A 12,058-nucleotide genomic window follows, 5' to 3' on the forward strand; every position below is an offset into this window, starting at 1 on the left:
TCAGCCCGCGAGTGCCATGAGCCGCGCATCGAGCGCGACGATGTAGTCCCGGCCGAAGGCGCCGTTCTCCAGCGCATCGGCCAGGTGCGCCGGAAGGTTCTGCGTCACGTCGCGCGAGCACGACGCGGCCCCGAGCGCGATCGCCGCGACGGTGTCCACGTCTCCGCCGTACGCCACGCACGCGCGCAGGATGTCCGCCAGCGTGTCGTGCGCGACCACCGCCGTGATGGCCGCGCGCACGCTCATCCAGCCCTTGGGCCCCACCTCTCCGAGCCAGGGCTGCGCCCACTGTCCGGGCACCTCGGACTCGAGGAACGGCCCGAGCTCCTCCTTGGGCCCGATGTCGTACGCGAAGTAGTGCGCCATCAGTGCCGCGGCCACGGCCGCGTTGACGCCGTCCGTCGTGCGGTGTGTCACCTCGGCCTGCACCGTGCACCACTCGACGACCTGCGCTGTCGAAGGCAACACCCCGAGCGGTGGCGCGCGCATCGCCGCGCCGCTCTTGTCGCTGCTCGGGTCGATCCGCGCGAGAAACTCCTCGCCTGTTTGGACCTCCTCCAGAAACGCGTGGAACCGCTGGGCGTAGCCCTCGCGCGGGTCGCGCCGGAACGCCGCGACGAAGTGCCGCGCCAGGAGCGCTGGAGTCCACGACTCGCCAGAGAGCATCGCTTCTGCCACCGCGAGGCTCATCTGCGTGTCGTCCGTGTAGCTCCCGGGTACGAGGCGGTGCCTCGGATGCTGCACGTAGCGCGACAGGTCGTTGTCTCGGAGCACCCGCGAGGCGCTGACGTACTCGAAGCCGGCACCGTAAGCGTCGCCAATGGCGAGTTCCAGTAGCATGAAGGCCAGATTATCCAAGGCGTCAGGGCGGCGTACATCACCCGCCGTGGACTGGCTGCCCTCGTCTCATGACGGTAGCGGAGGCGCTTGCATCGGTGGTCGGGTTGGGGCAACTGCCAGCGCCAATGATCGTCCGAGAGCGTCCGAGCCTCCTGCGGCTCTTCTTCGTCCGTCGCGGCACCATCCTGCCGCGCGTCCTGCCGCAGGTGCTCGGCATCGCGGCGCTCTCCTTCGCGGTGGTGTGGGCGTCGCGGCGGAGCGCACTGCACCTGCCTCACGGGTCTCCCGCGCCGCTGTCGCTGCTCGCCATTGCCCTCTCCATCTTCCTCGGCTTCCGGAACAACGCCTGTTACGACCGCTGGTGGGATGCGCGTAAGGTGTGGGGGGCGCTCCTCATCGAGGTGCGCTCGCTCGCGCGCGATGCCATCTCGCTGCTGGACGACGGTGGCGCGGAAGAGCCGACCGCTGGCCGGCTCGTGGCCCGGCGGCTGGTACACCGGAACATCGCCTTCGCCTACGCGCTCGTGGGCCACCTGCGGGGGCAGGACCTCGGGGAGGATATCTCGCGCTTCGTCGCGGAGCCGGAGCGGGGGCGCGTGCTGGCCAGCCGCAACCGGCCCGACGCGCTGCTGCGTGAGTCCGCCCTCGAACTGGCCGCCTTCCGCCGCGACGGCAGGGTCTCCGACATCCCCTGGCAGGCCCTCAGCGCGCGCCTGCACGCGCTCTCGGGCGTGCTCGCCGCGTGCGAGCGCATCCGCTTCACGCCCTTGCCCTTCTCCTACACCATCCTGCTCCACCGCACGGCCTACCTGTTCTGTCTGCTGTTGCCCTTCGGCCTCGTGGACGTTCTGGGCTGGATGACTCCGGTCCTGGCGGCGGCCGTCGCCTATACCTTCTTCGGACTCGATGCGCTCGGTGACGAGCTGGAGGACCCCTTCGGGGAGGCGCCCAACGATTTGCCGCTCATGGCGCTCGCGCGCACCGCGGAGATCGGCCTGCTGGAGGCGCTCGGCGAGCCACTTCCGGAGCCGCTGCGCCCGCACGACTTCATCCTGCGCTGACGAAGGGGGGCTGGACCCGCGAGCCTTCGTACCAGGTGCCCTCCGGCTGGCTTAGACCTCCTCATCCGGCAGGAGCGCGAGCAGCAACTCGTCGTCGGGACCGAGCGGGCGCCAGCCGGGCGGCGGTGGTGTTTCGAATAGCGCATCGCTGGCGCGATCGACGCGCTCCTGATGGGTTTCTGGGGTGTAGGCAAACCAGCGGCCGAGTGCCTCGGCAACCTTGAAACGGTTGTTGTCGTCCATCACTGTCGGCCAACCGTCGGGGACGCTCTGGGGCCACAGGCGCGTGAAGATGTCGCGCACAAAGCGTGTGACCTGCTTGCGTCGCTCCGCCTCGGCGAGCAGCCCGCGCAACACCTGCACTCCCGCGACATCGTCCTTGCCCAGTTCCTTGGCCAGAGCCACCAGCGAGGCGGTAGGGCGCGCTTCGGCAAAGGCGGTGAGCGAATCGTAACCCCGCTCACGGACACGCTCGTACAGGCGTGTCACCCAGTTGCCCTGAAAAGGATGTCCGTCGCTCATGGCCCACTCCACGGGATGAAATTCATCGGGAGGTTGTAGTCCTCCATGGCCTTCGCGACTGTTCCCAGGATCTGGCCTGGCGTCAACATCCGGCCTGCCCTGGCCTCGGCTTTCTGCAACGCCTCCATGATCATCCGATTCCATTCGCCGGGCCAGGTGCGGCCCAGCTTCCAGTCGCCTCCGCCGTGAATGGCCTCGTGGTGCGCCTGCTCCATCTCCACGCAGAACTGGTCGATGTCCATCTCGCCGGTGAAGCCGCGCTTCTCGAACCACTCGCGGAACTCTTTCGGCATGACGTGGTGCCGCGGTGGCGCGGCCATGCCGGCTCCCGCTCTGCCCGTCACGTGCATGGCCCCTACCTCGGGCCCATCTCCCAGCGCCTCGCGCACGCCCCGCGGCAGGACGCCGTGCTCCTGCGCCAACATCACCTGGCCCGCCTGAATCCGCACGGCGGCGCCGATGACGGGCAGGGAGAGGACGCCCGCGCGTACCAACTGGCGTACTCTCTCCACCCACTCGGCGGAGACGACAATCCGCGTGCCCATCATCACGCCGTCGCCGCCTACCGCCAGGCCGATGCCGACCAGGGCAGGAGCCGGCGGAGGCACCGAGGGCAGCGAGAACCTCATCGTCGAGAGCAGGGTTACAGTCTCGATGGCTTCCTTGAGCACCAGCACCTTCTGGAGGTTTTCCGCCCCCACGCGCATTCTCTCCACGGTGGCCGTGAATTCGCTCGTGAGGTGGCCCACCAGCGGGGGCACGTCTTGCGCCGCGGCCTCCACCTGTCCGTGCTCCCGGGAGGAGAGCGCCCTCATGGCGGGTTCGAGCATCTCCTGCATGCGCCGCATGTCCGCGAAAAGTGTCTCCACGGGGTAGAGGTGTTGTCTGAGCGTGACGTCCGCGAAGTGGAGGAAGTCGAGCCAGACGGCGAGCAGGAGTGAGCCCACCATGGTGGCTTCCAGTCGTGGGCCGGCCACGCGCAGCAGGGCGAGCTGCATGTCCGGGTCCTCCACCTCCGACGCGGCGTTGGCCAGCCGGGTGGCGGCTGCGAGCTGGGCGTCAATCCACCGCAGTTGCTCGGCGCCATAGTCGGTGTAGCGGAGGAAGACACCGTTTCCGCTGGCGAGGCCCCTGCCACTGGAATTGAGCCGGACGAGCTCGCCGGAGATGCGGCGGGTGGAACCGGACACTTCGCGAATGGCACCACGAAACGCCAACTGGGCCGCGAGGGCCCGCTGCCGTGCCTCCCATTCCGCGCTGTCCGGGCCCGCGGCTGTCACCTCCGCACGGGAGGCCCGGCGCCGGTGCAACCGCTCCGGCGCCTCGGATTCAGGCGTTGAGACGAGGAGGCGGCGAGACTCGGCGCCCGGCGTGTAGCGCAGGCCCGGTCCCATGCCGGGCGGTGGCGTCAGTGACGCGCAGCCGGTGGACAGCAGCGCCAGGGCGAGCAGAAGGCCCACCCACCGCCAGGGCAAGTCAGCGCGCATTGTCCACCCCCAGGCCCACGGAGGCGAAGGACTCTGGCCGCACCGCGCCCATGCCAATCGAAAACAGCAGCGTGCCGGTGAGGAATGCACTTGCCAGGTGGTAGTCCAGGTTGGTGCGGTTGGAGTAGCGAGGCTGTCCCAGCCCACGCGGCGTGGACGTCATCAGCGCCTCCGATGGATGACGCCGATTCTATCGGGAGGCCCTGACAAAATCGGACGACTGCCACCCCCGTGTGCTTCTGCTGATGCAGTGCACGCACGAGGCGTCTGCCCCAGATGGGCGAGCGGCGATGCTCCTCCCTGACAGGACTGGCTTAGTGGCACCTGGGACTTGCAGGGCTCTCGGCCCGCGAGCCTTCGTACCAGGTGCCCTCCGGCTCGGCGACGTGACGCTCGAAGCTTGTCCGGAGCCGCTGGAGGGCGGCGTCCTTTACCTCGGAGTAACGCAGCGTGACTCGGTCCAGAGACCAGTCGAAGTCCACGCTCCCCTGGAGGAGAAACTCCGTGAACGCATCCAGGAGCGGCAGGCCCGTGGCATCCTCGACGAAGAGGAACTGGCCCGCCTGATTGACCTCGAGGAAGACGTAGCGGCCGTCCGGGCGGACGATGAAGTCGAAGCAGCCAAACACGATGTCCAGCTTCCTCATCAGCTCGAAACACTGGGTGGCGATTTCGGCGGGCAGCTCGAAGGGCTCCATCCGCAGCTCCTCCTGTGCCCTGCGCCAGTCGAGCCTTCCGCCTTGCGTCTCCTGCGAATGCAGTCGGGCCGTGAATGCGCGCCGGCCCATCATGGTGACGCGCAGCTCGTAGGCCTTGGGCACTCGTACCTGGTAGATGCCGGGCACCGCCTGGAGCAACTCATCCGCGACGAGCTGCTCCTCGGTGAGCGCACTGGTGAAGGGCATGTAATAGCGCTCGTCGTCCCTCCAGGCCGTCATGTTGAGCGGCTTGTAGATGACCTGTCCGGGGTGCTCGCGCAGGAAGGTGCGGATCTCCTTCGGATCGTTGGTGTAGAGGGTGTCGGGTACCTCCAGCCCTACGTCGAGCGCCGCCTGGTGCTGCCGGAGCTTGCTCGTCCGGGTGATGGCGTGCTGCGGGTTCACCCAGAAGGCCCGTGGCGCCAGCGTGTCGAAGAGCGCGCGGCGGAAGGTCTCGCACCCCATCTCCACGAATGGGAGATCCGCGGGATGCAGCGGCAGCCCGTCCAGGACGAACGTGGGCCTGCGGTTCCACACCGTGTCGATGGACTGCTCGGACACGTCGAGCTCCAGCCCTCTCAGCCGGACCGAGCGCCGTTTCCCCACGAAGGAGACGGTCTCGGTGGCGCGCGAGGGAAAGTCGGACGTGTGCCAGAGGATGGCCTCCGCCCCCCTGCGAGTGAGGGCCTCGGTGACGGCGGCGGCGTGAAGGTCATTGGGCTGGGAGAGGATGAGGACGGTCTTCATCGGTGTAGGAGGGGGCTCGTGTGGCGCGCGGCCGGACGGAGCGGCCCATCCGGTCGCGCGGTGTTCGGAGGGAGCAGGTGGCGGCACTCAGTCGCCGTCCGACTGGCCCGGCCGGCCTCCCGTGAAATCCAGGTTGCCGTTGTCCTGGACAGTCCTGGTCCCGGTCGCAGCCGCGATCTGGATGCCATGGCCTCCTCGGACCAGACCGAGCTCCTCGGCGAGCACCCGCCCGAGCACGCGGCCCGGTAGCTCCTGCACGGCAACCTTCTTCTCCGACTTCTTCATGGTGTGTCTCCTCTGTCTGCCCCGGTTGGGGTTCACAGGGCGCTACGGGGGTGGGTCCGTCCTGGATTTATTGAGGTGGATTCCAGTCGAACCGGGATGAGGCCCGGGCGAGCAGCCGCCCATCCTCCGCTCCATGCCTCCTTCCCCCGTCCGACGGACATTGAGGAGGGAACCACCGCGGAGGAGCGCGTCATGGAGAACGCCGAGGTCGTGGCCATGCTCGGGGAGATCGCCGACCTGCTGGAGCTCACGGACGAGAATCCCTTCAAGGTTCGCGCTTACCGACGTGCGGCGCAGGTGGTGGATACGCTCCCCGTCCCTGTCGCCGAGCTGGTGCGCAAGGGAGAGCTTGCTGGTCTGCCCGGTGTGGGAACGCACACCGCGGAGCGCATCACCCAGTTCGTTGGGGCGGGCACCTGTGACGAGCTGGAGCGTCTGCGCGGCAAGGTGCCTTCCGGCGTCATGGAGTTGCTTCGCATCGAGAGCGTGGGGCCCAAGACGGCCGCGCTCGTTTGGAAGCAGTTGGGCATCACCTCGGTGGACGCACTGGAGGAGGCTGCCCTCAGCGGGCGTCTGTCCGAGCTGCCCCGCATGGGTGCGAAGCGCTCGGAGGCCATCGCCTCGGCGGTGACACGCCACCGCTCCCGCAAGGGCCGCGTTCCTTTGCACCGGGCCCTTCCCTACGCCGAGGACCTCGTGGATCGCCTGCGCGCGATTCCGGGTGTGAAGCAGGCCATGGCCGCGGGCAGCCTGCGGCGGCGAAAGGAGACGGTGGGCGACCTGGATTTGCTCGTGTCCTCAACGAACCCCGAGCGCGTGGTGGCCGCTTTCCCGAAGCTGCCCGGAGTGGCCACGCTGCTCGCGCAGGGGCCTACGAAGAGCACGGTCCGCCTGCGCGTGGGATTGCAGGTGGACTTGCGCGTCCTTCATCCCGAGTCCTTCGGCGCGGCGCTGCACTACTTCACCGGCAGCAAGGCTCACAACATCGCCGTACGCACGCGCGCGTTGCACCGCGGACTCAAGGTCAACGAGTACGGCGTCTTCGACGCCAAGGGCCGCCGCATCGCCGGCGAGCGCGAGGAGGACGTCTTCCGCGCCGTGGGCCTGCCGTGGATTCCCCCCGAGCTTCGCGAGGGCCTGGGCGAGCTGGAGGCCGCCGAGGCTGGCCGTCTGCCCGAGCTCATCGAGGAGGAGGACCTGCGGGGAGATCTGCACGTGCACTCGGAGGCGTCGTCGGATGCCAGCAGCTCCCTGTTGGAGCTGGCTTCGGCCGCGAGGGGCTTCGGTCGGAGCTACCTGGCCATCACGGACCACTCGCGCTCGCGCCCCCTGGGTCTGGATGATGCGCGCTTGTGGGAGCACCTCCACACCATTCGCTGGATGGACCAGGAGCTGCGTGGCCGCCCCCACCTGCTTGCAGGCATTGAGGTGGACATCCTCCCCAACGGCTCGCTGGACCTTGGGGACGAGGTGCTGTCGGAGCTGGACTGCGTGGTGGCCAGCGTGCACTCGCGCTTCAACATGTCCTCGGAGGAGATGACGGAGCGCATCGTCCGCGCGCTGCGCACGGGCCTCGTGCATGTGCTGGGACACCCGAGCGGGCGGCTCATCGGGAGCAGGGACCCGTACCCGTATGATCTCGAGCGGGTGCTGGAGGTGGCGCGCGAGCAGGGCGTGGCGCTGGAGGTGAACGCACAGCCCGAGCGGTTGGACCTGACCGACCAGGCGTGCCGGCTGGCGAAGCAGGCGGGGGTGAAGCTCGTCATCTCGAGCGACTCGCACAACGCTCAGCACCTGGAGAACCTGCGCTATGGCGTCTGGGTGGCGCGGCGGGGCTGGCTGGAGGCAGGCGATGTACTCAACACGCTGCCCCTGTCCGAGCTGCGGCGCCGCTTCCGCCGTCCACGCCGCGCGCCCTCCTGGTCTCACGAGGCCCCTGGCACCTCCCCGTGAGCCAGTGGGGTGAGATGCAGGTCAATCACCCACCCGTGCGCGAGCGGACCTCTGGGCCATCGGTTGGTTCACAGGACTGTCCTTGGTTTGTTCAATCCTCGTCGTCACACCTTCTCCTGGGAACTGTGACTGGCGAAGCGGAGGGAAACGCGGAATGGATTAAATCCAGGCAAGTCGAGGGGGTTCTCGTGAAGCACACCGTTCTGCTCGTAGAAGACAGTCATACCATTCGGCACATCCTCAAAATCTATCTGATGAAGCTGAACCTGGACTTCCTCGACGCGAGCGGGGCCGAGCAGGGATTGCAGCTGTTGGAGACACACCGCGTGGATTTAGTGATTGCGGACGTCAACATGCCGGGCGGAATGGATGGGCTGGAGTTCGTGCGCCGGGCTCGCGCAAGTGAGAGGGAGCTGGTGCGTCGGTTGCCCATCGTGCTGCTCACCGGCGGGAAGGCGCCGGACCTCGAGGCCAGGGGCCTGCGGGCCGGTGCCTCCGAGTTCGTGCGCAAGCCCGTCTCCATTGATGCGCTCGCGGCCGTGGTGCGCCGACATCTCCCGACGGCCAAGGTCGTGGACCACCTTGTTGCTTGAGGTACGTGAAGGTCCGGTGCCGTGGGGGACGTGACTCCTTGAGTGCAGTCGGTTGCTGAACACCGCTTGGTGCCCTTGGGTCGACATACGCCGGATCTTCCGGAATTCTATCTTCTACCGCTCTTGTCACCGCCCGGCACATGTCAGCCCTTGAAGCTGTGAGGGATTGGGGATGGGTTGGCTGTGGGAGGGGTGTCAGGGATTTCGCGGGAGAAGCCCATGAATCGCACCGTATTGCTCGTCGATGACAGCGACACCATCCGGCACATCCTCAAGGTCTACTTGATGAAGCTGAAGCTGGACTTCCTCGACGCGGACCGCGCGGATCGGGGGCTGAAGCTGCTGGGCTCCAACCCCGTGGACCTCGTCATCGCGGACTTCAACATGCCGGGGATGACCGGCCTGGAATTCGTGCGCCAGGTGCGTGCGAACGCGCGGACCGAGGTGAACCGCGTCCCCATCCTGTTGCTCACCGGCGGTAAGGCGCCGGACCTCGAGCAGCGTGCGCTGGAGGTGGGCGCCTCCGAGTTCGTCCGCAAGCCCGTCTCCATCGACTCGCTCGTATCCGTGGTGCGCCGCCACCTGTCGCTGCCCGAGGAGCAGGACGACCTCGTTGCCTGAGCTCCCTCTCCCTTTGGGAGAGGGTTGGGGTGAGGGTCGTCCCGCTCAGGGCAGCGCGTAGACGTTGTCCGCGTAGTTCTGGGTGAAGGCGTTGCCCGCCTCGTCGGTGATGGGCTGTCCGGCCGCGTCCAGCGCGGTGGTGCAGGGGTAGCTGGCCGACTGCTGAGCGCGAGGCTGGACGAACATGGGCTGCACCAGCCACGAGCCCTGGTGGTTCGCATAGGCGTTGCACATGAGCTGCACCTTGTTTCGGTTGATGGTCAGCTTGAGGTGCGTCGCGTCCTGCACGAAGGCGAGATCCGTGTCCGAGTCCCCGGCCGCGAAGACCTGGCGCGCGCGCGAGTCCGGCTGCCGCGTGAGCTGCTTGTCCGCGGACTGGCGGAAGATGACCTTGTTGATCCAACAGCGCTTGCCCTGGTCATAGGTGATGAGCGTGTCCGCGCCATCGGCCACGGTGCCGCAGCCCTGGAAGTGGGCCGTCACGCGGCCCTGCGCGTCTGTGAGTGTCCGGATGCCGATGACCCGGTTGGGCTTGATGCCGGTCAGCTCCTCGGAGACGGCGTCGATGACGAACTGGGGCGAGGCAGTGGCCACCCAGACGTCGAAGCCGTTGGCCTGCAGCGTCTCGATGAGGTCCACCATCTCCTCGTACACCTGGACGTGGTAGGCGAGCCCCGTGGTGGTGCCCACCGTCTGCGTGGTGCCCGGTGGGTTGAAGGCGTTCTCGGCGTAGGCGGAGCGGGCGAAGGCGCGCACCTCCTCGGGGGTGTAGCCGGCCTGGAGCTGCGCTGCCCAGGCATAGGAGGTGTTGAGCGTCAGGGTGACGGGGTTGCTCCAGGCGGCCTGGCCCGCACGTGTCTGGCCACGGTTGTAGATGCTGACGAGCTCGTCCGCACAGTCCGCGTGGGTGCGCGTCTGGAGGGGCTCGCCCGGGGAGGCGGCGGCGTCACACGCGCCGTTGAGTGCCGCGCGGGCCTCGGGCGTGAGGTGGCGGCTGGTGGTGCTCCAGTCCTTGTCCGCGGGCTGGAGCACCTTGTCGTGCCGGAGCATCCAGAAGAAGGTGGCGTCTCCCAGGTCGTTCTTCACGACGGTGTTGTCCCAGTCGAACACGGCCACGGGGCGGTTCTTCGGGTCGAACGTGGCGCTGGCGATGCCCAGGGTGGAGATCAGCGCGTTGATCCGGGTGCGGTTCTCCGGGAGCCAGCGTCCGACTTTGTCGTCCAGGAGGCGCACCGGGGTGGGTACGCCGTCCTTCCCCGGAGTGCCCTCGGGGCCGGGAGCACCTTCGGGACCCTGCGGGCCCGTGCAGGCGAGGACACCGCTGGCGAGCCATCCGGCCAGGGCGAGCGTGGAGAGGCGGAAACCTGCGCGGCTTCGAGGAAAGGGCGGCATGGGGTTTCTCCTGTGTTGGAGGGCCGCGATGGAGGAATGGCCTCGAAGCCCCCCCCGGACTCGCGGCAACCGGATGATAGAGGAGTCCCCGGAATGGCCGGGATGCTCAGGGCTCGCCAGGAGGGCGGACTGTCTCGGATTCTTCTGTTCGCTCCCGCGCTGGCCCGAGCACGCTCAGTGCTCCCTGGGCGGCGAGCCCCAGCAGGATGAACACCAGGTTCCACTTGCGGCGGGGCGTGGTGGCCAGCGGGAGGGTGAAGCAGAGCGCGTCTTCCTCCTTCCGCACCTGCGTGCCATCCGGGTTGAGCTCATCGAGGAGTCGGACCATCGCGGCGTTCCCCGGGAGGACCAGGAACTCGAAGCGCTCCACCCCGCGCTCGCGCGCCGCTTCCACCAGGCGCTCCATCAGGATGCGGCCGAGCCCCTTGCCCTGAGCCGTGTCCACCACGGTGATGGCGGCCTCGGCTTCTTCGGAGTCCTGGGCCAGCCGGATGAACCGGGCGACTCCCAAGCCTTCCTCCTGCCCCTCGGGCCCCTGGCGCACCGCACCCAGCGCCAGGTGCTGCTCCCCGTCCACCGCGGTGAAGTAGTGCACCTCGGACTCGGTGAGTCGCGACTTGGGGCTGTGGAAGCGGCCGAGCCGTGAGCGCGGCGAGAGGCGCTCGAAGCCCTGGCGCAGCAGCTCCGCGTCCTCCGGCCGTACCAGCCGTAGCTCCACCTGGCTCCCATCGGCGAGCGTGAGCCGTTCCCTCCACTGGGCATCGAAGCGACGCGGTGAGTCCATCCCGAGTACCCCCTTCACACCCGAGCATCAGGGGTGATGCCGCGGTGCGTCAAGGCCCCCCGGGAGGGAGTGTTGGATCAGCGCAGCAGCCAGTACGCGGTCATGCCGGTGGCGAGCCCCAGCCAGAGTTTGCGGAAGCGCCAGCTCGCCAGCGCCGCGAGCCCGGCGGCGAGGAAGCGGGCCGTGGCTTCTCCTCGCTCGCCCGGAAGCGCGGGCACCACGAGCGCGGCGAACACGGCGATGGGGACGAAGCGCAGGAAGCGCATCCAGAAGGCGGGCACGCGCGCATGCAGCCACAGCCCGACGAGCCGCGAGGCGTACGTCACCCCTGCCATTCCCAGGATTACGGGCAGCGCGCTCATGGCGTCTCCTCCTGGGCGGGCCCGGTGCGCGAGGCTTCATCCGTGGTGAAGAGGGCGCCGAGCAGGCTGCCCGCGACTCCCGCCACGAGGACGGCGAGCCCACCGGGTGCCACCCGCGACACGGCGAGCGCCAGCAGTCCGGAGAACCCCGCGACGAGCACCTCGGTCCAGCCCTTCAGCAGCGGTACGAGCAGGGCGAGGAACGCGAGTGGGAAGACGAAGTCCACCCCGAGCCGCGTGGGGTCTGCAATCGCTTGTCCGGCGAGTGCTCCCGCGCAGGTGGTCAGGTTCCAGGGCACGAAGATGCTCAGCTCCGCGCCGAGCAGGAAGGCGAAGGAGGACTCCCCGGAGGTGAGGGTCACTCCGTAGGCCTCGTCGGTGAGGAAGTGCGCCGCCACGAGCCGCTGCGCACCCGTCATTCGCACCTGCCGGGTGAGGGACATGCCGTAGAGCACATGGCGCACGTTGAGCAGGAAGGTGGTGAGGATGATCTCCACACCGGTGGCTCCGGCGGCGAAGAGGCCCGCGGCGCTGAACTGGGCGCCACCGGCGAAGACGAGCACGCTCATGAGCTGCGTCTCGAGGAAGCTCAGCCCGCCGTTGCGTGCCGTCACCGCGTAGGCGAAGGCGAATGGGACGACCCCCAACCACAAGGGAACGACCGCCCGGAAGCCCCGGGAGAGGTCTCGGAGAAACGGAGTCATGCCCGAGAC

At 68.3% G+C, this 12,058-nt stretch carries 14 protein-coding genes; 4 read left to right on the plus strand and 10 right to left on the minus strand.

The window, feature by feature from the left end:
- On the minus strand, window positions 1-858 hold the full coding sequence (locus OV287_RS03660; RefSeq protein WP_506344820.1) for an ADP-ribosylglycohydrolase family protein: 858 nt from the start codon (window positions 856-858) through the stop codon (window positions 1-3).
- Between the two features lie 50 nt (window positions 859-908).
- Between OV287_RS03660 and OV287_RS03665 the strand changes: the two genes are divergently transcribed.
- Entirely contained in the window at window positions 909-1,901 is a 993-nt protein-coding gene (locus OV287_RS03665; protein ID WP_308809546.1) for a bestrophin family protein, read from the plus strand.
- Window positions 1,902-1,952: 51 nt separating this feature from the next.
- On the opposite strand, the gene OV287_RS03670 is transcribed toward OV287_RS03665, so the two are convergent.
- The 5 genes from OV287_RS03670 to OV287_RS03690 all read right to left on the minus strand — a co-directional run bounded on the left by OV287_RS03670 (window position 1,953) and on the right by OV287_RS03690 (window position 5,640).
- Window positions 1,953-2,423: an NUDIX hydrolase gene (locus tag OV287_RS03670; protein WP_267532572.1), complete on the minus strand. Its 471-nt coding sequence runs from the start codon at window positions 2,421-2,423 to the stop codon at window positions 1,953-1,955.
- The gene (locus OV287_RS03675; protein WP_267532573.1) at window positions 2,420-3,910 is read right to left on the minus strand and encodes a DUF2380 domain-containing protein; all 1,491 of its coding nucleotides are present in this window, start codon (window positions 3,908-3,910) and stop codon (window positions 2,420-2,422) included. The genes OV287_RS03670 and OV287_RS03675 overlap by 4 nt, the downstream gene beginning before the upstream one ends.
- Window positions 3,900-4,073, minus strand: coding sequence for a hypothetical protein (locus OV287_RS03680; RefSeq protein WP_267532574.1), 174 nt, complete (start codon window positions 4,071-4,073; stop codon window positions 3,900-3,902). Before OV287_RS03680 ends, OV287_RS03675 begins: the two co-directional genes overlap by 11 nt.
- Window positions 4,074-4,224: 151 nt before the next feature.
- Window positions 4,225-5,355 carry an MvdC/MvdD family ATP grasp protein gene (locus OV287_RS03685; protein ID WP_267532575.1) on the minus strand — a complete coding sequence of 377 codons (1,131 nt, stop codon included), beginning with the start codon at window positions 5,353-5,355 and terminating at the stop codon, window positions 4,225-4,227.
- 87 nt (window positions 5,356-5,442) lie between these two features.
- Complete coding sequence (locus tag OV287_RS03690; RefSeq protein WP_267532576.1) at window positions 5,443-5,640, minus strand: hypothetical protein; 198 nt, start codon at window positions 5,638-5,640, stop codon at window positions 5,443-5,445.
- Window positions 5,641-5,832: 192 nt separating this feature from the next.
- Between OV287_RS03690 and polX the strand changes: the two genes are divergently transcribed.
- The 3 genes from polX to OV287_RS03705 all read left to right on the plus strand — a co-directional run bounded on the left by polX (window position 5,833) and on the right by OV287_RS03705 (window position 8,807).
- Window positions 5,833-7,593: a DNA polymerase/3'-5' exonuclease PolX gene (gene polX / locus OV287_RS03695; protein WP_267532577.1), complete on the plus strand. Its 1,761-nt coding sequence runs from the start codon at window positions 5,833-5,835 to the stop codon at window positions 7,591-7,593.
- Window positions 7,594-7,781: 188 nt separating this feature from the next.
- Complete coding sequence (locus OV287_RS03700) at window positions 7,782-8,186, plus strand: response regulator (RefSeq protein ID WP_267532578.1); 405 nt, start codon at window positions 7,782-7,784, stop codon at window positions 8,184-8,186.
- Window positions 8,187-8,405: 219 nt separating this feature from the next.
- On the plus strand, window positions 8,406-8,807 hold the full coding sequence (locus OV287_RS03705; protein ID WP_267532579.1) for a response regulator: 402 nt from the start codon (window positions 8,406-8,408) through the stop codon (window positions 8,805-8,807).
- A 45-nt stretch (window positions 8,808-8,852) separates the two neighbouring features.
- Here the strand turns inward: OV287_RS03705 and OV287_RS03710 are convergent, their stop codons facing one another.
- The 4 genes from OV287_RS03710 to OV287_RS03725 all read right to left on the minus strand — a co-directional run bounded on the left by OV287_RS03710 (window position 8,853) and on the right by OV287_RS03725 (window position 12,049).
- Complete coding sequence (locus tag OV287_RS03710) at window positions 8,853-10,199, minus strand: haloacid dehalogenase-like hydrolase (protein ID WP_267532580.1); 1,347 nt, start codon at window positions 10,197-10,199, stop codon at window positions 8,853-8,855.
- A gap of 106 nt (window positions 10,200-10,305) precedes the next feature.
- The gene (locus tag OV287_RS03715) at window positions 10,306-10,983 is read right to left on the minus strand and encodes a GNAT family N-acetyltransferase (protein WP_267532581.1); all 678 of its coding nucleotides are present in this window, start codon (window positions 10,981-10,983) and stop codon (window positions 10,306-10,308) included.
- A gap of 77 nt (window positions 10,984-11,060) precedes the next feature.
- A complete protein-coding gene (locus tag OV287_RS03720; protein ID WP_267532582.1) occupies window positions 11,061-11,345 on the minus strand; it encodes an AzlD domain-containing protein in 285 nt (94 codons plus the stop codon).
- A complete protein-coding gene (locus OV287_RS03725) occupies window positions 11,342-12,049 on the minus strand; it encodes an AzlC family ABC transporter permease (protein ID WP_267532583.1) in 708 nt (235 codons plus the stop codon). Before OV287_RS03725 ends, OV287_RS03720 begins: the two co-directional genes overlap by 4 nt.
- Between the last annotated feature and the right edge of the window lie 9 nt (window positions 12,050-12,058).

It is taken from the genome of Archangium lansingense (assembly GCF_026626635.1).
Taxonomy (GTDB): Bacteria; Myxococcota; Myxococcia; order Myxococcales; family Myxococcaceae; genus Archangium; species Archangium lansingense.

What these genes read in the sequence shown, in the direction of transcription:
- polX (WP_267532577.1), top strand. Translation starts at nt 5,833, where the DNA reads ATGGAGAACGCCGAGGTCGTGGCCATGCTCGGGGAGATCGCCGACCTG.
- OV287_RS03670 (WP_267532572.1), bottom strand. Translation starts at nt 2,423, where the DNA reads ATGAGCGACGGACATCCTTTTCAGGGCAACTGGGTGACACGCCTGTAC.
- OV287_RS03710 (WP_267532580.1), bottom strand. Translation starts at nt 10,199, where the DNA reads ATGCCGCCCTTTCCTCGAAGCCGCGCAGGTTTCCGCCTCTCCACGCTC.
- OV287_RS03705 (WP_267532579.1), top strand. Translation starts at nt 8,406, where the DNA reads ATGAATCGCACCGTATTGCTCGTCGATGACAGCGACACCATCCGGCAC.
- OV287_RS03680 (WP_267532574.1), bottom strand. Translation starts at nt 4,073, where the DNA reads ATGACGTCCACGCCGCGTGGGCTGGGACAGCCTCGCTACTCCAACCGC.
- OV287_RS03690 (WP_267532576.1), bottom strand. Translation starts at nt 5,640, where the DNA reads ATGAAGAAGTCGGAGAAGAAGGTTGCCGTGCAGGAGCTACCGGGCCGC.
- OV287_RS03715 (WP_267532581.1), bottom strand. Translation starts at nt 10,983, where the DNA reads ATGGACTCACCGCGTCGCTTCGATGCCCAGTGGAGGGAACGGCTCACG.
- OV287_RS03675 (WP_267532573.1), bottom strand. Translation starts at nt 3,910, where the DNA reads ATGCGCGCTGACTTGCCCTGGCGGTGGGTGGGCCTTCTGCTCGCCCTG.
- OV287_RS03665 (WP_308809546.1), top strand. Translation starts at nt 909, where the DNA reads ATGACGGTAGCGGAGGCGCTTGCATCGGTGGTCGGGTTGGGGCAACTG.
- OV287_RS03720 (WP_267532582.1), bottom strand. Translation starts at nt 11,345, where the DNA reads ATGAGCGCGCTGCCCGTAATCCTGGGAATGGCAGGGGTGACGTACGCC.
- OV287_RS03685 (WP_267532575.1), bottom strand. Translation starts at nt 5,355, where the DNA reads ATGAAGACCGTCCTCATCCTCTCCCAGCCCAATGACCTTCACGCCGCC.
- OV287_RS03725 (WP_267532583.1), bottom strand. Translation starts at nt 12,049, where the DNA reads ATGACTCCGTTTCTCCGAGACCTCTCCCGGGGCTTCCGGGCGGTCGTT.